Annotated in this window: 19 protein-coding genes and 1 tRNA gene; 16 read left to right on the forward strand and 4 right to left on the reverse strand. The window is 64.0% G+C overall.

Features of this window, described 5'->3' with window-relative positions:
* Positions 1 to 28: 28 nt before the first annotated feature.
* Positions 29 to 111: transfer RNA gene (locus AC5RTE_RS01770), tRNA-Leu, on the reverse strand.
* 166 nt (positions 112 to 277) lie between these two features.
* Here AC5RTE_RS01770 and AC5RTE_RS01775 point away from each other — a divergent pair.
* Positions 278 to 1582: a M20/M25/M40 family metallo-hydrolase gene (locus AC5RTE_RS01775; protein ID WP_494039688.1), complete on the forward strand. Its 1305-nt coding sequence runs from the start codon at positions 278 to 280 to the stop codon at positions 1580 to 1582.
* A gap of 11 nt (positions 1583 to 1593) precedes the next feature.
* The gene (locus tag AC5RTE_RS01780; protein WP_494039689.1) at positions 1594 to 2754 is read left to right on the forward strand and encodes an acyl-CoA dehydrogenase family protein; all 1161 of its coding nucleotides are present in this window, start codon (positions 1594 to 1596) and stop codon (positions 2752 to 2754) included.
* 50 nt (positions 2755 to 2804) lie between these two features.
* On the opposite strand, the gene AC5RTE_RS01785 is transcribed toward AC5RTE_RS01780, so the two are convergent.
* Complete coding sequence (locus AC5RTE_RS01785) at positions 2805 to 3038, reverse strand: DUF5703 family protein (protein ID WP_494039690.1); 234 nt, start codon at positions 3036 to 3038, stop codon at positions 2805 to 2807.
* Between the two features lie 40 nt (positions 3039 to 3078).
* On the opposite strand from AC5RTE_RS01785, the gene AC5RTE_RS01790 reads away from it, so the two are divergent.
* Complete coding sequence (locus AC5RTE_RS01790) at positions 3079 to 3351, forward strand: hypothetical protein (RefSeq protein WP_494039691.1); 273 nt, start codon at positions 3079 to 3081, stop codon at positions 3349 to 3351.
* 50 nt (positions 3352 to 3401) lie between these two features.
* Here AC5RTE_RS01790 and AC5RTE_RS01795 read toward each other — a convergent pair whose 3' ends face one another.
* Complete coding sequence (locus AC5RTE_RS01795) at positions 3402 to 4337, reverse strand: aldo/keto reductase (RefSeq protein WP_494039692.1); 936 nt, start codon at positions 4335 to 4337, stop codon at positions 3402 to 3404.
* Between the two features lie 52 nt (positions 4338 to 4389).
* On the opposite strand from AC5RTE_RS01795, the gene AC5RTE_RS01800 reads away from it, so the two are divergent.
* Both AC5RTE_RS01800 and mshC read left to right on the forward strand, forming a co-directional pair.
* Complete coding sequence (locus AC5RTE_RS01800) at positions 4390 to 5223, forward strand: undecaprenyl-diphosphate phosphatase (protein ID WP_494039693.1); 834 nt, start codon at positions 4390 to 4392, stop codon at positions 5221 to 5223.
* Between the two features lie 15 nt (positions 5224 to 5238).
* The gene (gene mshC / locus AC5RTE_RS01805) at positions 5239 to 6516 is read left to right on the forward strand and encodes a cysteine--1-D-myo-inosityl 2-amino-2-deoxy-alpha-D-glucopyranoside ligase (RefSeq protein WP_494039694.1); all 1278 of its coding nucleotides are present in this window, start codon (positions 5239 to 5241) and stop codon (positions 6514 to 6516) included.
* 63 nt (positions 6517 to 6579) lie between these two features.
* Here mshC and AC5RTE_RS01810 read toward each other — a convergent pair whose 3' ends face one another.
* Positions 6580 to 7485 (reverse strand): PAC2 family protein, encoded by a 906-nt coding sequence (locus tag AC5RTE_RS01810; protein WP_494039695.1) that lies wholly within the window; start codon positions 7483 to 7485, stop codon positions 6580 to 6582.
* Between the two features lie 149 nt (positions 7486 to 7634).
* On the opposite strand from AC5RTE_RS01810, the gene AC5RTE_RS01815 reads away from it, so the two are divergent.
* The 11 genes from AC5RTE_RS01815 (at position 7635) to AC5RTE_RS01865 (ending at position 19024) form a co-directional block, all read left to right on the forward strand.
* Positions 7635 to 8375: an HAD family hydrolase gene (locus tag AC5RTE_RS01815; RefSeq protein WP_494039696.1), complete on the forward strand. Its 741-nt coding sequence runs from the start codon at positions 7635 to 7637 to the stop codon at positions 8373 to 8375.
* Positions 8368 to 9534 (forward strand): site-2 protease family protein, encoded by a 1167-nt coding sequence (locus AC5RTE_RS01820; RefSeq protein ID WP_494039697.1) that lies wholly within the window; start codon positions 8368 to 8370, stop codon positions 9532 to 9534. The genes AC5RTE_RS01815 and AC5RTE_RS01820 overlap by 8 nt, the downstream gene beginning before the upstream one ends.
* 96 nt (positions 9535 to 9630) lie before the next feature.
* Entirely contained in the window at positions 9631 to 10695 is a 1065-nt protein-coding gene (locus AC5RTE_RS01825; RefSeq protein WP_494039698.1) for a tRNA (adenine-N1)-methyltransferase, read from the forward strand.
* Between the two features lie 82 nt (positions 10696 to 10777).
* Positions 10778 to 12529 carry a proteasome ATPase gene (gene arc / locus AC5RTE_RS01830; protein ID WP_494039699.1) on the forward strand — a complete coding sequence of 584 codons (1752 nt, stop codon included), beginning with the start codon at positions 10778 to 10780 and terminating at the stop codon, positions 12527 to 12529.
* Positions 12526 to 14199, forward strand: a complete 1674-nt coding sequence (dop, locus tag AC5RTE_RS01835) for a depupylase/deamidase Dop (protein WP_494039700.1) — start codon at positions 12526 to 12528, stop codon at positions 14197 to 14199. The genes arc and dop overlap by 4 nt, the downstream gene beginning before the upstream one ends.
* An 84-nt stretch (positions 14200 to 14283) precedes the next feature.
* Entirely contained in the window at positions 14284 to 14487 is a 204-nt protein-coding gene (locus AC5RTE_RS01840) for a ubiquitin-like protein Pup (RefSeq protein WP_015937113.1), read from the forward strand.
* 81 nt (positions 14488 to 14568) lie between these two features.
* Entirely contained in the window at positions 14569 to 15390 is an 822-nt protein-coding gene (prcB, locus tag AC5RTE_RS01845) for a proteasome subunit beta (RefSeq protein WP_494039701.1), read from the forward strand.
* A 1-nt stretch (position 15391) separates the two neighbouring features.
* Positions 15392 to 16102 (forward strand): proteasome subunit alpha, encoded by a 711-nt coding sequence (gene prcA, locus AC5RTE_RS01850; protein WP_494039702.1) that lies wholly within the window; start codon positions 15392 to 15394, stop codon positions 16100 to 16102.
* 8 nt (positions 16103 to 16110) lie between these two features.
* Positions 16111 to 17475: a Pup--protein ligase gene (gene pafA, locus AC5RTE_RS01855; RefSeq protein WP_494039703.1), complete on the forward strand. Its 1365-nt coding sequence runs from the start codon at positions 16111 to 16113 to the stop codon at positions 17473 to 17475.
* A gap of 113 nt (positions 17476 to 17588) precedes the next feature.
* The gene (locus AC5RTE_RS01860) at positions 17589 to 18551 is read left to right on the forward strand and encodes an FKBP-type peptidyl-prolyl cis-trans isomerase (protein WP_494039704.1); all 963 of its coding nucleotides are present in this window, start codon (positions 17589 to 17591) and stop codon (positions 18549 to 18551) included.
* 77 nt (positions 18552 to 18628) lie between these two features.
* Entirely contained in the window at positions 18629 to 19024 is a 396-nt protein-coding gene (locus AC5RTE_RS01865; RefSeq protein WP_104997974.1) for an FKBP-type peptidyl-prolyl cis-trans isomerase, read from the forward strand.
* The last annotated feature ends 37 nt before the right edge of the window (positions 19025 to 19061 follow it).

The following is a 19061-nucleotide window of genomic DNA, read 5'->3' on the forward strand; positions in this document are numbered from 1 at the left end:
ATCAGTGATTTCCCGGGGCTTCCGTTTGTGCGCGGAGGGGGACTTGAACCCCCACCCCCTTTCGAGGACTAGCACCTCAAGCTAGCGCGTCTGCCATTCCGCCACCCGCGCAGGTGGTATTTCGGGAACCGTTCCGCCTTTCAGCGTTTCGCGTTTCTCCGAAGCAGCGAGAAAAACTCTAACACGAACTTTCCGGGAACAACGAATCGGGCCAAGTGGGTAGGCTGAGGGCAGCTATTCAGCCCTGCAAACTGCTTGTTCCAGTGAGGAGCCCTCAATGCCTGATGTCCTGCCCGAGGATGAAGTCGTCCGTATCTGCCAGGAACTCATCCGCATCGATACTTCCAACTTCGGCGACGGTTCCGGGCCGGGGGAGCGGGCCGCGGCAGAATACGCTGCCGGACTCATCGAGGAAGTGGGCATGGAGGCCGAGATCTTCGAGTCCGCTCCGGGCCGGGCAAATGTGGTCACCCGGCTGGCCGGCGAGGACCCTTCCGCCAGCGCACTCGTGGTGCACGGCCACCTTGACGTGGTTCCCGCCCTCCGCGACCAGTGGTCGGTGGACCCGTTCGGAGCAGAACTGAAGGATGGCCTCATCTGGGGCCGCGGCGCCGTCGACATGAAAGACATGGACGCCATGATCCTCGCCGTCCTGCGGGGCTTTGCCCGCACGGGCAGGAAGCCCAAGCGGGATATTGTCTTTGCCTTTTTCGCTGACGAGGAAGCCGGGGGCGTATACGGTGCCCGTTACGCCGTGGACAAGCGGCCGGAGCTCTTCGACGGGGCAACCGAAGCCATCTCGGAGGTGGGCGGATTTTCGGCAACCATCGGCGGGCAGCGCACCTATCTGCTCCAGACCGCGGAGAAGGGCATCTCCTGGCTGCGCCTGGTAGCCCACGGCAGGGCCGGCCACGGTTCCCAGATTAACACCGACAACGCGGTTACCCGCCTCGCAGCTGCTGTGACCCGCATCGGCGAATACAACTGGCCGATTGAGCTGACACCCACCACCCGGCAGTTCCTGGACGGCGTGACCGAACTCACGGGGGTGGAGTTCGACGCCGATAATCCCGACCTCCTGCTGAACCAGCTGGGAACCGTGGCCCGGTTTGTCGGTGCAACCCTGCAGAACACCACCAATCCCACGCTCGTCAAGGGCGGCTACAAGCACAACGTCATCCCCGAATCCGCAGAGGCCCTCATTGACTGCCGTACGCTGCCCGGGCAGGAGGAACACGTCCTGGAAAAGGTGAAGGAGCTGGCCGGAACCGGGGTGGACGTCAGTTATGTCCACAACGACGTGTCCCTCGAGGTGCCCTTTGCCGGAAACCTGGTGGACTCCATGATCGACGCCCTGCACTCCGAGGACCCAGGCGCGAAGGTGCTGCCCTACACGCTCTCCGGCGGCACGGACAACAAGTCCCTCAGCAGGCTCGGCATTACCGGTTACGGTTTCGCGCCGCTGATGCTGCCGGATGATCTGGACTTCACCGGCATGTTCCACGGCGTGGACGAGCGCGTTCCAGCCGATTCCCTCAAATTCGGCGCCAGGGTGCTCAATACCCTGCTCACCAACTACTGAGAGGCCGGACCATGACCCCGGAAGACGTATTGCCGGACGCCCTTCTGGAACGGATCCGTGACCGCGCCGCAGGATACGACAGCGACAATGCGTTCTTCCACGAGGACCTGCAGGAACTCACCGACGCAGGGTACCTGAAGCTTTTCGTCCCCGCGGCCGACGGCGGCAAGGGACTTGGGCTCGAAGCGGCGGCGCAGTGCCAGCGGAGGCTGGCAACGGCTGCGCCTGCTACCGCGTTGGCGGTCAACATGCACCTGGTGTGGACCGGCGTCGCGCATGTCCTTCAGGCACGTGGCGATGATTCCCTCGACTTTGTCCTCAAGGAAGCCGCCCAGGGCGAAGTCTTCGCGTTCGGTAACTCCGAAGCAGGGAACGATTCGGTCCTGTTTGATTCCCGCACGGTGGCAGAGCCGCAGCCCGGCGGCGGCTACACCTTCACGGGAACGAAGATCTTCACCAGCCTGTCGCCCGCGTGGACCAGGCTGGGAATCTTCGGCAAAGACCCGTTGGCCAGAGGCGGTGACGGGGAACTTGTGCATGGCTTCATTTCCAGGGAAACATCCGGCTACCGCGTCCTGGACGACTGGGACACCCTGGGTATGCGGGCCAGCCAGTCCAGTACGACAGTGCTGGAGGGCGTCCACGTGCCCGGCGACCGCATCTTCCGCAAGCTTCCTGTGGGGCCAAACCGCGATCCTCTGATCTTCGCTATCTTCGCGTGCTTCGAGACGTTGCTGGCCGCCGTCTACACCGGGCTGGGGGAGCGGGCGCTGGCAGTAGGAGTCGAAACTGTGAAGCGCCGGACGTCCTTCAAAAACGGCGGGCGGAGCTACGCCCAGGACCCGGACATCCGCTGGAAGGTGGCGGAAGCCGCAATGGCTATGGACAACCTGTATCCGCAGCTTTCCTCGGTAACTGCGGACGTCGATGCCCTCGCCGACCATGGCCCGCAGTGGTTTCCGAAGCTCGTGGGCCTGAAGGTCAATGCAACAGGAACGGCCCGCCGCGTTGTTGACCTCGCAATCCGCGTTAGCGGCGGATCAAGCTATTTCAGTGGCTCTGAACTGGAACGGCTTTACCGGGACGTCCTCGCCGGCATGTTCCATCCCTCGGACGACGAATCGGCCCACAACACGGTGGCCACAGCCTGGCTTGGGCCGCTGGAGGAGTAGAGGTGTCAGGCCGGATCCCGTTGGGGACGGTCCGCGGGAGCCTTGACTTCCTAGACGGTCCGCTGGACCTGGATGACACGCCGGCGGAGCCAGAACCGCCGGCCGCCGCCGACGTACAGCTTGCTGCGCTGCAGCTCCCACTTTCCGTATTCGGAGTGTTCCACCAGCCGCCGCCTGGCCTCGTGCAGTGAATCGACAGGGCTGACCGTCAGTACAAGGTACTCGTACTGCCTGGCATAATCCCGTTCCCGCTGGACCGAGCTGGTGAGAAATTGTTCCTTCATTTGCTCTCCATTTTCGTCCTTTTCCGGCTAACGTGAAGGCATGAGCATCGATCCGCGTGTCGCGCTTCAGTCCTTGACAACCGCTTTGGAAGAACACCTTATAGCAGCTTCGAACCGCCGCGGAGATGGGGACCCCACCGTGGAGGCGGCGTTTTTCGCAGTCGCCGATGCTTTCGAAGTCTACGAGGACGCACTTTATGAGGCCTACAACGAGGTCACGCCGCTCCAGGTCTTTGATGACGAGGACGACGAAGAAGAGGAAGCCGAAGTTGATGACGAGGATCTCGAAATTGTCGAGGACCGCAACGTCTGACTGAACGCGCGGACCCGGCGGGCCTCAGGCGCGGAGCCGCGGGCCAACCCCTAGTAAGGGGCTGAAGCGTCCTCAAGGGCACAAGCGATCTCCGGGGGCAGCGGCGTCAGCTGGGCATCCAGAATTTCCTTCAGCTGCGCCGGCGTGCGCGGGCCTACAATCGCCGTGGCCACACCGTGCTGGGACAGCAGCCAGCTCAGCGATACATCCTGCGGGGTCCGGCCCAGTCCTTTTGCCGCCATGCACACAGCCTCAACCGTCCTGGAAGCTCTTCCGTCAAGGTACGGCTCGACGTAACCCGCTTCGCCGGCAGATGCTCCACGGGAACCGACAGGAATACTCCCACGGTACTTACCGGTCAGCACGCCACGGCCCAACGGTGCCCACGCCATCAAACCCAGCCCTGCGTCCTCGATGGCCGGGATCAGCTCTGCTTCGGGCCAGCGCTGCAGGAACGAGTACTCGGCCTGGGCAGCCACAAGGGGAAACCCTGCGACGGCCGCAGCTTTTGCCGCCTGCCAGCCGTTGAAATTCGACACGCCGGCGTACCTCGCCCTGCCGGTCCTGACGGCGTACTCCAACGCAGACAAGGTTTCCTCCAGTGGAACGTTGCCGTCCCAGGCCTGGGCAAACCAAATGTCAACGTAGTCCGTACCCAGCCTTGCCAGGCTGGCCTCCAGACCGGTGAGCATTGCGTTCCGTGACGTGTCCACGCCGCGCCGGCCATCGGGCGTGGTCAATCCGGCTTTGGTGGAAATGGAAATCTCCGTGCGGGCAACCACATCGCCCAGCATGGACCCGATCATTGCCTCCGACCGTCCGCCGGCATAGGACGCAGCAGTATCGACGTGCCGGCCGCCTGCATTCAGGAAGGTTCGCAGCAGCTCCGAGGCGTCCTGTTCGTCGGTGTCGCCGGCCCAGGACATGGTGCCAAGGGACAGGGCGGAAACTCGCAATCCACTGTTGCCGACGTAACGCTGCTGCATAGCAGCAAGCTTACGGGCAGAACCGGCACTGCCCATGCCGTAGGGTCTTAGCGTGAACTGGTTTGAGGCGGCCCTGCTGGGCCTTGTGCAGGGACTGACCGAATTTCTACCGATTTCATCAAGCGCCCATCTGCGGATCGTGGGGCAGTTTCTGCCCAACGCCGCGGACCCTGGCGCAGCCTTCACTGCCATCACCCAGCTGGGCACTGAAACAGCAGTAGTCATCTACTTCTGGCGGGATATTGTCCGGATTGTTAAGGCTTGGGCCGGTTCCCTGGCCGGGAAAGTTTCCAGGCAAGATCCAGATGCCAGGATGGGTTGGCTCGTGATCCTTGGCAGCCTGCCCATCGTGGTCCTGGGTTTGCTGTTCCAGGACCAGATCGAATCAGTGCTCCGCAGCATGTGGATCGTCGCCACCATGCTGATCGTGTTCGGCCTGTTCCTTGCCGTCGCGGACGCAGTAGGCAAGCAGGAACGGGACCTCAGCAAGCTGACGTACAAACACGGCATCCTCTACGGCTTCGCTCAGGCCATGGCGCTCATCCCGGGCGTTTCCAGGTCCGGCGGCACCATCACTGCAGGCCTCCTGATGGGCTACACCCGCGAAGCCGCCGCACGGTACTCCTTCCTGCTTGCCATACCCGCGGTATTCGGCAGCGGGCTCTTCCAGCTCTACAAAACTGTGTCCAGGGAAGGCATCAGCGGCCCCTATGGCTTGCCGGAAACAGCGCTGGCCACCGGGATCGCCCTGGTGGTGGGCTACATCATCATCGGCTGGTTCCTGAAGTTTGTCTCCACCCGCAGCTACCGCCTGTTTGTCTGGTACCGGATCTTGCTGGGCCTGGCCCTGTACCTTCTTCTCGGTTTCAATGTCATCAGTGCCTAGCACTAGGCTTGACCTGTGAAATCCTGGATCTCCCGCCCTGTTCCCGACGTGCCCGGCAGCATGCCGGCCGTCCGGTTGTTCGATACCGCTGTGGGCCGGGAGGTTGCCCTGGAAACAGACGGCCAGCCTTCCATGTACGTCTGCGGCATCACACCGTACGACGCCACGCATATGGGCCATGCCGCCAGCTACGTGGCGTTCGACCTCCTCAACCGGGTTTGGCGGGACGGCGGCCATGACGTGTCCTATGTGCAGAACGTCACCGATGTTGATGATCCTCTGCTGGAACGCGCCACGGCCACCGGGGTTGACTGGCGGGACCTGGCGGCGAGCCAGATCGAGCTTTTCCAAACGGACATGGAAGCGCTGAACGTCCTCGCCCCTGACCACTACATCGGCGCCGTCGAATCCATCTCCCTGATCGTGCCTGAGGTGGAACGGCTCGTCAGCCTGGGGCTGGCGTACAAGGTGCAGGGCATCAACGGCGAGCCGGACGGCGACGTTTATTACGACGTCGAAGCGGCGGGCAAGCAATCCTCCTCGCCGGATGCGTGGTCCCTGGGATCGATTTCCGGCCTTTCGGAGAGCGAGATGCTGGAGCTCTTCGCTGAACGCGGTGGTGATCCGGGGAGGTCCGGGAAGCGCCAGGCGCTGGACCCGCTGCTGTGGCGGGTGGAGCGCGAAGGCGAACCGAGCTGGCCCGGCGAAAGCCTGGGACCCGGCAGGCCGGGCTGGCACATTGAGTGTACCGTCATTGCCCAGAAGTACCTGCCCGCGCCGTTCACCGTGCAGGGTGGCGGTTCGGACCTGATCTTCCCGCACCACGAGATGGGTGCCGGCCACGCCTTCTCACTGGCCGGGGTTCCGCTGGCCAGGCACTACGCCCACGCCGGAATGGTGGGACTGGACGGCGAAAAGATGAGCAAATCCAAGGGCAACCTGGTGCTGGTTTCGAAGCTGCGCGCAGCAGGGGAGGACCCGGCAGCCATCCGCCTCGCCATCCTGGCCCACCACTACCGTTCGGACTGGTCCTGGACCGACGAGGGATTTGAGGCTGCCAAAGCGGCCCTTGCCGAATGGCGCAAGGCACTCAGCCAGGCTCCCGCCGGTTCGGCCCCTGCCCTCATCGCGGAAATGCGCGCCGCGCTGGCTGGAGATCTTGACGCTCCCGCGGCTGTCGCGGCTGTTTCTTGCTGGGCAGGCAAGGCCAACTCGACAGCTGGCCCCGCGAGCGGCGAGGACCAGGTACTGGTGCGTGACGCCGTCGATGCCCTTCTTGGCATCCGCATCTGACGAAGCCGCCTGCCGGGGCCGCTCCAGCGGCCAACCTTACCGGGCAGCCACAGCGGCGGGGCCTTACGGCCTGTCCTGCCCGCGACGCTTGAGGTAACGCTCAAACTCGCGGGCAATGGACTCGCCTGTCGCTTCCGGAAGGTCTGCCGTGTCCTTTGCCTCTTCAAGCTGGCGGACGTAGGCGGCGATCTCGGGATCCTCAGTGGCCAATTCGTCCACGCCCCGCTCCCACGCGTCGGCTTCCTCAGCCAGCTCGTGGGTGTCCAGCGGAACCTGGAGCAGCTCCTCTATCCGGTGCAGGAGGGCAAGTTGCGCTTTGGGCGACGGCGCCTGGGCCACGTAGTGCGGAACCGCGGCCCAGAGTGAGACCGTGGGGATGCCTGCCAGGAGCGAGACCTCAGAAAGTACTCCGACAATTCCCACCGGGCCTTCGTACTGAGAAGCTTCCAGGTTCATGCGTTCCCGCAGCGGCGCATCGTCGGAGGACGTGCTCACCGGAATGGGCCTGCTGTGCGGAACATCTGCCAGCAGGGCCCCCACCAGCACCACGTAGTCCACGTTGAGTGCTTCTGCATGCACCAGGAGTTCGGCAGTGTACGCGCGCCATTTATAGGACGGCTCGGTTCCCTGGACAAAAATGACGTCCACGTTTGAACCCGGGGCGCTGGCCTTGTAGATCCTGGTGGAGGGCCACTTGATCTTGCGCTCACCTGCCGCGTTCCTCCGCACTGTGGGGCGGGTGAACTGGAAATCGTAGTACTCGTCGGCGTCTATGGAGGCAACCTTCTTGCCGCCCCACAGCTTGTTAAGGTACCGAAGTGAGTCGCTTGCTGCCTCCCCGGCGTCGTTCCAGCCTTCAAAGGCGGCCAGCATCACTGTGACTCGCTGCCCCTCAGCCACCGGCTGCAGGAACCGCTCACGGGCAGGTCCGGCACCCGGTTCGGTGGTGTCTCCCTCGAAGCTATTCATTTCTTCACCCTACGTCCAAGGAGCGGGGTGTTGCATTGAATGAAGCGCCGAAAAGTGCGGCTTAATCCCGCCGGACGGCAGCAAACCCGCCGTATTCGCCGACGGCGTAGCCACAACCCCCGTCCAGACTGTCCCCGTAGACTGGGGGCATGCGACTGCCAGCCTCCAGTACCCCGCTCAAAGCCGTCCTCTGGGACATGGATGGCACTATCGTGGATACGGAGCCCTACTGGATAGCGGCTGAGCACGCCCTGGTGGAGGCCCATGGGGGCACCTGGTCCCAAGAACAGGCCATGCAGCTGGTAGGACAATCCCTGACATTCTCTGCCGGCCTCCTCCAGCAGGCCGGCGTCGATCTGGAGATCCGCCAGATCATCGACACCCTCACCGCTGAAGTGGTGGCCAGCGTCAGGAAGAGTGTGCCGTGGCGTCCGGGTGCCCGGGAGCTCCTGGAAGACCTTCACCTGGCTGGTGTCAGGTGCGCCCTTGTCACCATGTCTGAAGGGCCGCTCGCCCGGGAGGTGGTGGCCAGCCTGCCGCGGCCGTACTTCGAGGTGGTGGTCACGGGGGATACCGTGTCGCAGGGAAAGCCGCACCCCGAGGCCTACCTGAAAGCGGTGGACCTCCTTCAGGAAGAGGACCCGGACCTTGCCATCCACCACTGTGTGGCGCTGGAAGATTCGGAACCGGGCGTGGCGGCGGCAGTGGCGTCCGGGGTGGCAACCATTGCCATTCCCCACGTTGTTCCGCTGCCTGAGGACAGCCGGTACACGCTGTGGGAATCCCTGGCGGGACGCTCCCTGGCTGATTTGGAGGACCTGGTGACGGCCCGCGCGGCAGTAGCGTCTGCTGCAGTACCGGCGGGAATTCCGGTGGCTGCCCATGACTGAGGCAGCACCTCCGGCCCGCCGTGAAGGAATTCCCTTGGGCAGGATTGCCGGTGTCCCTGTAATCCTCGCTTATTCGTGGTTCCTCATCGCCGCCTTCACGGTGATCGTTTACGGACCAGTCCTTGACCGGAGCAACCCGGCCCTGGGTGCCAGCGCCTACGTCGTCGCTTTCGCTTATGCGGTCCTGCTGCTCATCTCGGTCCTGGTGCACGAACTCGCCCACGCCCTGACCGCCAAAATTTACGGGTGGCCAACCCAAAAAATTGTGCTCAACCTTTGGGGCGGGCACACCCAGTTCGAAAGCTTCACCGCCACCCCCGGACGGTCCGTCCTGGTGGCCCTTGCCGGCCCGGCCGCGAATTTCATCCTCGCCGCAGGTGCCTGGCTGCTGCTGAGCGGCGCCGCACTGGGCAGCGTCGCCGAAATCCTCACAAACATCTTCATGTGGGCAAACTTCCTCATCGCCATCTTCAACGTACTGCCGGGTCTTCCGCTGGACGGGGGCAGGCTGGTGGAATCCGCCGTGTGGAAAGCCACCGGCAGCCAGGCCAAGGGAACCGTGGCAGCAGGATGGGGCGGACGCCTGATCGTCGTTGCCATCGGCTACTGGTTTATCCTGCGGCCGCTGCTGGCCGGTGACGCGCCCGACTTCAGCCTGCTCATGATCACTGTCCTGGTGGCCGGATTCCTATGGATGGGCGCCTCGGCTTCCATCCAGCAGGGCACGCTGCGCGGGCGGCTTCACCTGGTAAGCGCCGCAGGGTTGTCAACGCCGGCCACCGGGCTGCCTGCCACCTCCTCAGTCCAGGACGCCCTTCGCCTCGGCGCTCCGGGCACAACAGCGGTGGTGGTCTGCGGCCTTGACGGACGCCCGGAGGCCGTGGTTGATCCTTCCGCCCTGGCATCGGTTCCAGCTGCGGCGGCCGCGGCAACTCCCATTACCGCTGTTTCCTATGCCCTTGCCGCGGGCGCTTACGTGCCGGAGTGGTCCAAAGGACAGGAACTCCTCCACTTCCTCTCCCAGCTCGAAGGGCGGGACTACGCCGTGGTGGACCACAACGGCAGGGTCACCGGGCTGCTCTCCCAGGACGCAGTGCTGTCAGCCATAACCGGCAAGAGCCGGCAACCCGGTAGGCAACCGCAGGGCCGGAACCGGTAGAGTTACCTGCCGGTCGTGCATTGCCGCCGCAGAAGCCACACTGTCCTAAGGGACGTTTCCGCGGGGCACAACAGTTTTACAGGAGCGAGGAAAATCATGAGCAGCGAAACTGCCGTCAACGAAGCCACAGCAGCAGCCCAGTCCGGTGTTGCCGCCAGCGGCTCGCAGCCGGTGGGCGCTGCCCGTCGCCGTGGACCCTTCCGTGAGGGCGAACGTGTCCAATTGACCGATGAGCGGGGACGCATGAACACGGTCACCCTCGAAAGCGGCGGCGCCTTCCATACCCACCGTGGCTTCCTGAACCACGATGAGATCATCGGCAAGCCCGACGGTTCGGTAGTGGTGAACAACGTCGGCCAGCAGTACCAGACCCTGCGCCCCCTGCTCTCGGATTTCGTCCTGTCAATGCCCCGCGGCGCTGCTGTGGTGTACCCAAAGGACGCCGGGCAGATCGTCACCATGGCGGACATCTTTCCCGGCGCCCGGGTAGTGGAAGCGGGCGTCGGCTCCGGCGCACTGTCCATCTCGCTGCTGCGGGCCGTGGGCGACAACGGCTACCTGCACTCCTTCGAACGGCGTGAAGAGTTCGCCGACATCGCCCGCGGAAACGTCGAGACGATCTTTGGCGGCCCGCACCCTGCATGGCAGATTTCCCTGGGGGACTTCCAGGAGGAAGTTGTACGCACTGAGGCCCCCGGTTCGGTAGACCGCGTGGTCCTTGACATGCTCGCACCCTGGGAGTGCCTCGATGCTGTGGCCACGGTCCTTGCGCCGGGCGGCGTGTGGATCAACTACGTGGCAACTGTCACCCAGCTCTCCCGGACGGCGGAGGCCATCCGCGCCGACGGCCGGTTCACGGAGCCCGACGCCTGGGAATCCATGGTCCGCGGCTGGCACCTGGAGGGCCTCGCCGTCCGCCCCGACCACCGCATGGTGGCCCACACCGGCTTCCTGCTGGTCACACGCCGGCTGGCCGACGGCGTCACCGGCATCTCCACCAAGCGGCGCCCATCAAAGACAGACTTCAACGACGAGGACGTCAACGCCTGGACGCCGGGTGCCGTGGGGGAGCGGCTGGTTTCGGACAAGAAGCTTCGGCGCGCCGCCCGCGATGCCATCGCCGGCACGAACGTCAAGGACACACCGGAGGTCACGAACTAGTCCATATTTCGGGAGTCTCCCTCCGTACCTGCCATCTTGGGACTAAGGTCTTAATAGAAGCGCAGGAAGGGGCTGATACATCATGGAGACGCCAAACCAGGACTCCGGACGTACACCGGCAGAGCAGTCTGCCGCCAACGACCTCTCGGTTGCGGACCGCCAGGTCAACATCCTCCGGGACAAGCTCAGGCACATTGACCGCCAATTGGCTGCGGCGACGCAGAACAATTCCAAGCTGGTCACGATGCTCGAAGCCGCGAAGGCCGAGATTCTCCGGCTCAAGAACGCCTTGGACCAGGAAGGACAACCTCCTTACAGCTTCGGCACCATCCTTCAGCTGAACCCGCGCAGGCAGCCCTCCCCGGGCAGCAGCGGCCAGGCGGCCACGGAAGAATCAGCGGACATCTTCAACGCCGGCAGGAAAATGCGTGTTGGCATCAGCCCCCTGGTGAACATCAACCAGCTGGCCGTAGGCCAGGAGGTCCTCCTGAACGAGGCGCTCCTCATCGTGGCCGGCCTCGGCTACGAGCGGGCAGGCGAGCTGGCCACCCTGAAGGAGATGCTCGGCTCCGACCGTGTCCTCGTGGTGGGACGTGCCGATGAGGAGCGTGTGGTCCGGCTGTCCGGTGCGCTCCTGGCCGAAAAGCTGCGCGTAGGCGACGCCCTCTCCATCGACTCAAGAACCGGGTACGCACTCGAAAAGGTGCCCCGGTCCGAGGTTGAAAACCTGGTTCTGGAAGAAGTCCCGGATATCACCTACGAGGACATCGGCGGGCTGGGACCTCAGATCGAGCAAATCCGCGACGCCGTCGAACTGCCGTTCCTGCACCCGGACCTCTACCGGGAACATGGCCTGAAGGCGCCCAAGGGCATCCTGCTGTACGGCCCGCCCGGCTGCGGTAAGACCCTCATTGCCAAGGCTGTCGCCAACTCCCTCGCTGCCCGCGCCGCCGAACGTTCCGGAAACGTGGACCTGAAAAGCTACTTCCTGAACATCAAAGGCCCGGAACTGCTGGATAAGTACGTCGGCGAGACAGAGCGCCACATCCGTCTCATCTTCTCCCGCGCCCGTGAAAAGGCGTCAGATGGCAGCCCCGTCGTGGTGTTTTTCGACGAAATGGATTCGCTGTTCCGCACCCGAGGCACCGGAATCTCCTCCGACGTCGAAACAACCATCGTGCCCCAGCTGCTGAGCGAGATCGACGGCGTGGAGCGGCTGGACAACGTCATCGTGATCGGCGCATCCAACCGCGAGGACATGATTGACCCGGCCATCCTTCGTCCCGGCCGGCTGGACGTCAAGGTCAAAATCCACCGCCCGGACGCCGAGGCCGCTGCGGACATCTTCAACAAGTACATCACTACCGATCTGCCGTTCCACGAGTCTGACCTCGCCGAGCACGATGGCGACGTGCAGGCCACGGTGGATGCCATGGTCCAGCGCACGGTGGAAGCCATGTACTCCACGGACAAGTCCAACGAGTTCCTGGAAGTCACCTATGCCAACGGTGACACCGAAATGCTCTACTTCAAGGACTTCAACTCCGGTGCCGTGGTGCAGAACGTGGTGGACCGCGCCAAGAAGTACGCCATCAAGGACCTGCTGACCACGCAGCAAAAGGGGCTGCGGATCGAGCACCTGCTCAGGGCAGTGGTGGATGAATTCCGCGAACATGAGGACATGCCCAACACCACAAACCCGGACGACTGGGCCAGGATCTCCGGCAAGAAGGGCGAACGGATCACCTACATCCGCACCATCGTCCAGGGCAAGGCCGGCCAGGAGCCCGGAAAGTCCATTGAAACAATGCCGACCACAGGGCAGTATCTGTGACGGCTGCGCCGGAGCCGGCCGCCGGGGGCGCCCTCCCCGCGGGCGGGGCCATGCGGGTGATGGGAGCAGAAACCGAATACGGCATCCATGCACCGTCCGCCCCGACGGCCAACGCCACCATGATGAGCGCACGGGTGGTCCAGGCATACGCCCAGGTGACCCGCCAGCGCGCGGCGGGCGGAGCGGAAACGCGGTGGGACTATACGGACGAGGAGCCCCTCCATGACGCGAGGGGCTGGACCGTGGACCGGAGCTCTGCCCACCCCAGCCAGCTGACTGACCAGCCGCCAGTGCTGGACGCGGAGGCAGTCGCGCTGGCCTATGGCAGGGAGGAACTGGAGCTCGACGGGCAGGACGAGTCCGGCACCCTCCTGATGAACATGGTGTTGGGCAATGGTGCCAGGCTGTACGTTGACCACGCCCATCCGGAGTATTCAAGCCCCGAGGTGACAAATCCCCGGGACGCCGTCACGTGGGACGCCGCCGGTGACCTCGTTGCCCTGGCCACCGTCCGTCGCCTGGCAGCGGACCCGGACCTGCCGCCGGTGAATCTCTACAAGAACAACACGGACAACAAATCGGTGTCCTACGGGTCCCATGAGAACTACCTCATGCCCCGCTCGGTTCCGTTCGGAGACATTGTCCGCGGGCTGACGCCCTTTTTCATCAGCCGCCAGATCCTCTGCGGGTCCGGCAGGGTGGGCATCGGCCAGGACGCTTCCACTCCCGGCTACCAGATCAGCCAGCGCGCCGACTTCTTCGAAGCCGAAGTGGGCCTTGAAACCACCATCCGCCGACCCATCATCAACACCAGGGACGAGCCGCACTCCACGGCAGATAAATACCGGCGCCTGCACGTCATCATTGGCGACGCCAACCTCAGCCAGGTCTCCAACTACCTCAAGTTCGGAACTACGGCGATGGTCCTCAGCCTGATCGAAGCGGGGCTCGCCCCGAAAATCGAGGTCTACGAGCCGGTTGCCGCCCTGCAGGCAGTAAGCCACGATACGTCCCTCACCGCGACGATGCGGCTGCTGGACGGCCGGCGGGTGACGGCCCTGGACCTCCAGTGGATCTACCACGAAGCGGCGGCAAAGCTGGCGCAGGACACCGGTGTTGGCGATGCCGTCGACGGGGACGGACACACCCATCACGTCCTGGAACGCTGGGCCACTGTCCTCACGCAACTGGACAACGACAGGGCCGCGGCGGCCAGTTCGGTGGAGTGGCTGGCCAAGCTTTCACTCCTTGAGGGTTACCGGGACCGCGACTCGCTGGAGTGGAATGATGCCCGGCTTGGCCTAATTGACCTGCAGTGGGCTGACATCAGGCCGGAGAAGGGCCTGTACTACAGGTTCCTCGCCAGGAACCGGATGGACAGGATTGTCGACGACGCCGCCATCGCCGCTGCCGTGGGCGAGCCGCCGGCGGACACCCGTGCGTTCTTCCGGGGAAAGTGCATCAGCACCTTCGGCAAGGATGTGGTGGGGGCCAGCTGGGACTCCGTGATCTTCGACGTCCCCGGATACGGAAGGCTTCAACGGGTGCCCACCAGGGAACCGCTCCGGGGAACCAAAGCCCTGACCGGAGCGTTGTTCCAGCGCTACCGGGAAGCAGGCCCGTTCCTCGCGGAACTCCTGGGACACAATACCGCTCCGCCTGCGGCGTAAACCGCTCCGGACGGCCTGCATCGTGGCAGGATGGGCATATCGGAGGATCCGCCGGATCCGGCGGCAGGAAAGGGAGAGGTAACAATGGCAGGCCAGGAGCAGCAGCAGCCGCAATCGCGCGACAGCCAGGTCGACGAGGACATCCCCGAGGCCCCGCCCGCGCCGCCCGAAGCGCAGGCATCAGCATCAACCGAAGGCGTGGACGACCTCCTCGACGAGATCGACGGAGTGCTCGAATCGAACGCCGAGGAGTTCGTGCGCGCATTCGTACAAAAAGGCGGTCAGTAACCCGGACCCGGCAGGTGGCGGAAGCCGCGGACGGCCGGAATCTGTACCGACGTTGAAGAATTACGTTCAAGGAGTGCATGAGTGCAGGAATCAACCGCCCACCAGGTAGCCGCCAACGCCACCTCGTCCTTTACGGAACATCTGCAGCGGGACCGGCCCGAACTCCTGCCCTACAACAGGGGAGTCCAGGCCGGTGCGCCAGGCGGCGCACCGCTGCAGGTTCCGCATGCCACCACCATTGTGGCCATGAGCTACGCCGGCGGTGTGCTGATGGCCGGGGACCGGCGGGCCACCATGGGCAACGTGATTGCCAGCAGGCACATCGAAAAAGTCTTCCCCGCTGACCGGTACTCGGTACTGGGCATCGCCGGCACTGCCGGGATAGCGATTGACCTCACCCGCCTGTTCCAGGTGGAACTGGAACACTACGAAAAAATCGAAGGCACCCTCCTCAGCCTGGAAGGCAAAGCCAACAGGCTCGGAGCGATGATCCGCGGCAACCTCCCCCTCGCCATGCAGGGACTCGCCGTCGTGCCGCTCTTCGCCGGGTTCGACACCAGCGCCGGGGTGGGAAGGCTTTTCTCCTACGACGTCACCGGCGGCAGGTACGAGGAACACGAACACCATACAGTCGGCTCCGGGTCCGTCTTCGCCAGGGGAGCCCTGAAGAAGCTGTGGCGGCCAAACCTCAGTGAGGCGGAAGCAGTCTCTGTCGCCGTCGAGGCACTCTATGACGCGGCCGACGACGATTCGGCCACCGGAGGACCGGACACGGTCCGTCGGTTGTGGCCAGTCATCTACACCGTGGACCGCGCTGGGGCACGGCGCGTGGCTGAGAACGTGCTGGCTGCGGCCGCCACTGATGTCATCGAAGCCCGCACCAGCGCCGGACGGGAGGCCTGAGATGACGCAGCAGTTTTACGTATCGCCCGAACAGCTGATGAAGGACCGTGCGGATTTCGCACGGAAGGGGATAGCCCGAGGCAGGTCCGTTGCCGTCATCAGCTGCGCCGACGGCATTGCGCTGGTGGCCGAGAACCCATCGCCATCCCTGCATAAAATCGGTGAAATTTACGACAAAATCGCGTTCGCCGCCGTCGGAAAATACAACGAATTTGAAAGCCTTCGGCAGGCAGGCGTCCGGTACGCCGACGTCCGGGGTTACTCCTATGACCGCGAGGATGTCACGGCCCGTGGCCTCGCCAGCGTCTACGCACAAAGCCTCGGCGCTGTTTTCACTGCCGAGCAGAAGCCGTTCGAGGTTGAACTCGCAGTAGCCGAGGTAGGCCCCACCCAGGCGGAGGACCACCTTTACCGCCTTACCTTCGACGGTTCAATCGCCGACGAACACCAGTTTGTAGTGATGGGCGGGCAGGCAGACAAGGTGTCCGCGGCCATCGAGGAAGGCTGGCGCAGTTCGTTGAGCTTTGCCGACGCCCTGCGCCTGGCCATGGGCGCGCTGGTTCCGGCCGCCGAATCCGGTGAGCAGCCGAAGGCACTGCCCGCGAAGGCTGTGGAAGTGGCCGTCCTGGACAGGTCGTCGGAGAACTCGCGGGGCTCGCGGCGCGCCTTTCGCCGGCTTGACGACGCAGATATCACTGCACTGCTGGCCTAGGAGGAGAGATGGACAAGAGAATCTTCGGCATCGAAACGGAATTCGGGATCTCCTATTCCAGCCCCGACTCGAGGCCTCTTGCCCCGGAGGAGGTGGCCCGCTATCTCTTCCGGAAGGTGGTCAGCTGGGGCCGTTCATCCAACGTTTTCCTCACGAACGGCTCCAGGCTGTACCTCGACGTGGGATCCCATCCCGAGTACGCCACGGCCGAGTGTGACGACCTTGCGCAATTGATCGCCCACGACCGTGCCGGAGAGCTGATCCTCGACGACCTCGTGGACGAGGCGCAGGCACGCCTGGCAGCTGAAGGTTTCAACGGCACCGTCTACCTGTTCAAGAACAACACGGACTCCGCCGGGAACTCCTACGGCAGCCACGAAAACTACCTCATTCCCCGCAGGGGCGAGTTTTCCCGGCTGGCCGAAATCCTGATCCCCTTCCTGGTCACCAGGCAACTCGTCGCCGGCGCGGGAAAGATCCTGAAGACCCCCCACGGGGCAACCTTCGCTTTTTCCCAGCGTGCAGACCACATCTGGGAAGGGGTTTCTTCAGCCACCACCCGGTCCCGGCCCATCATCAACACCCGTGATGAGCCGCACGCGGATGCCGAGTTTTATCGCCGCCTCCATGTGATCGTTGGCGACTCCAACATGTCTGAAGCCACCGCCCTGATGAAGGTGGGCACAGTGGACCTGGTGCTGAGAATGATCGAGGCCGGGGTCATCATGCGGGACATGCGGATGGAAAATCCCATCCGCAGCATCCGCGAAATCTCCCACGACCTCAGCGGCCGTGCACTGGTCCGGCTCGCCAACGGGCGCCAGCTCACCGCTTTGGAGATCCAGCAGGAGTACCTGACAAAAGTAACAGCGTTCGTCAGGGAAAACGGCGCCCACAACCCCCACGTTCCTGTGATCCTCGACCTTTGGGAGCGAACGCTGAAGGCGATCGAAAGCGGCGACACCCGAAGCATCGACACGGAGATTGACTGGGCCATCAAAAAGAAGCTGATGGACAACTACCGGGAACGGCACGGCCTTGGACTGGACGCACCCCGGATAGCCCAGCTCGACCTGACCTACCACGACATCTCCCGCAGCCGCGGGCTCTTCTACCTGCTGCAGTCCCGGGGGGCGGCACGGCGCATTGTGGACGACACAGTAGTCAAGGATGCAGTTGACGCGCCGCCCCAAACCACCCGCGCTAAACTTCGTGGTGACTTTGTCCGGCGGGCGCAGGAGTTGGGCCGCGATTACACCGTGGACTGGGTTCACCTGAAACTGAACGACCGCGCCCACCAGACCATCCTGTGCAAGGACCCGTTCCGCAGCGTCGATGATCGAGTGGATGCCCTTCTCGACTCTATGGGCTGACACCCAGCTTCAGGGGCTATTCTGGATAAAGCCCCTTTTGAGGGCCTGCCGCGGTGCCGCCCGCCGAGTTGCGGAGCACCGCCTCCACCTTGCCCCGACGAAAGTTCTTTCACGTGCGCCGACTATTAGCACTCCTTCTTCCCGCTTTGCTGCTGTTGACCGCCTGCGGCGGTTCAACTGCGGAGCCGGAACCCACCAGCAAGTCCGCTGGTGAGACTGCGAAGTTCGACTCCCTCAAACTGACCGACAACGGGGACAAAAAAGCTCCCGGCGTGGAATTCGCCAAGCCGCTCGAAGTCACTGAACCCACCATCAAAGTGGTCACCGAGGGCGACGGCGACACCGTGAAGGCGAACCAGATCGCCAACATCTCCATCCTTGCCCTGAACGGCGCGGATGGCTCGACGCTGGAGGACACGTTCCCCAGTGAGCCCGAGCCGCTGGAACTCAACGAGGAGTTGAAGACCGGCAGCGAAGTGATCTACAACGCCTTTGTTGGCGCCAAGGTCGGCTCCAGCCTTGCCCTCGCCGTGCCCGGGCAGCAGAGTGCAGCCGCCCCCAGCCCCTCCGACGGCGCCAGCCCGAGCCCGTCACCCGCAGCGCAGCCCACGCAGCTCCTGATCATCAAGGTCCTCTCCGCTTCTGACGTAACCCCTGTCCTGGAGAAGCCCGAAGGTGAGACAGTGACCCCGCCGGCCGGCCTGCCTACAGTCACCGAGAAGGACGGCATCCCCGAGATTAACGTCGAAGGTGTTGCCGCGCCTGCCGCGCTTATCTCCCAGGACCTGATCAAGGGCAAGGGCGCCACCGTCAAGGAATCTGACACCCTGACGGTGAACTACGTTGGCGTCACCCTTGTGGGCGGCACGAAATTTGACTCAAGCTTCGACCGCGGCGAACCGGCAAGCTTCCCGCTTACCGGCGTTATCAAGGGCTGGACGCAGGGCCTCGCGGGCAAAACCGTAGGCTCGCGCGTCCTTCTGGTGATCCCCAAGGACCTGGCCTACGGCGACGCCGGCCAGGGCGAGGCCAAGGGCGACCTCGTCTTCGTAGTGGACATCCTCGGAGCCAAGTAGCAACAATGGCAACAGGCCCGGCCCTCGCCGCGGCATCCACCAGCAGCACATCATCTGCCGAACACCAAGGAGCTACCATGTCTTTTGGACAGCGCGATTTTGACCGCCAGAAGCCCGAAATCGACTTCCCCGAGGGCGATGTCCCCACGGAACTCGTCATCACCGACCTCATCGAAGGTGACGGCCGCGAAGCCAAGGCCGGAGACACCGTCTCCACCCACTACGTGGGCGTAGCCTGGTCCACCGGCGAGGAATTCGACGCCTCCTGGGGCCGTGGCGCACCCCTGGACTTCCGCGTGGGAGTCGGACAGGTCATCCAGGGCTGGGACCAGGGCCTCCTGGGCATGAAGGTAGGCGGCCGCCGCCGCCTCGAAATTCCCTCCGAGCTGGCCTACGGCTCCCGTGGCGCCGGTGGCGCAATTGCACCCAACGAAGCCCTGATCTTCGTGGTTGACCTCGTGGGCGTTCGCTAACCAGGAACCGGCAAGCCGTCAGGAGCGCGGCAGCAAC

Source organism: Arthrobacter sp. K41 (assembly GCF_059089645.1).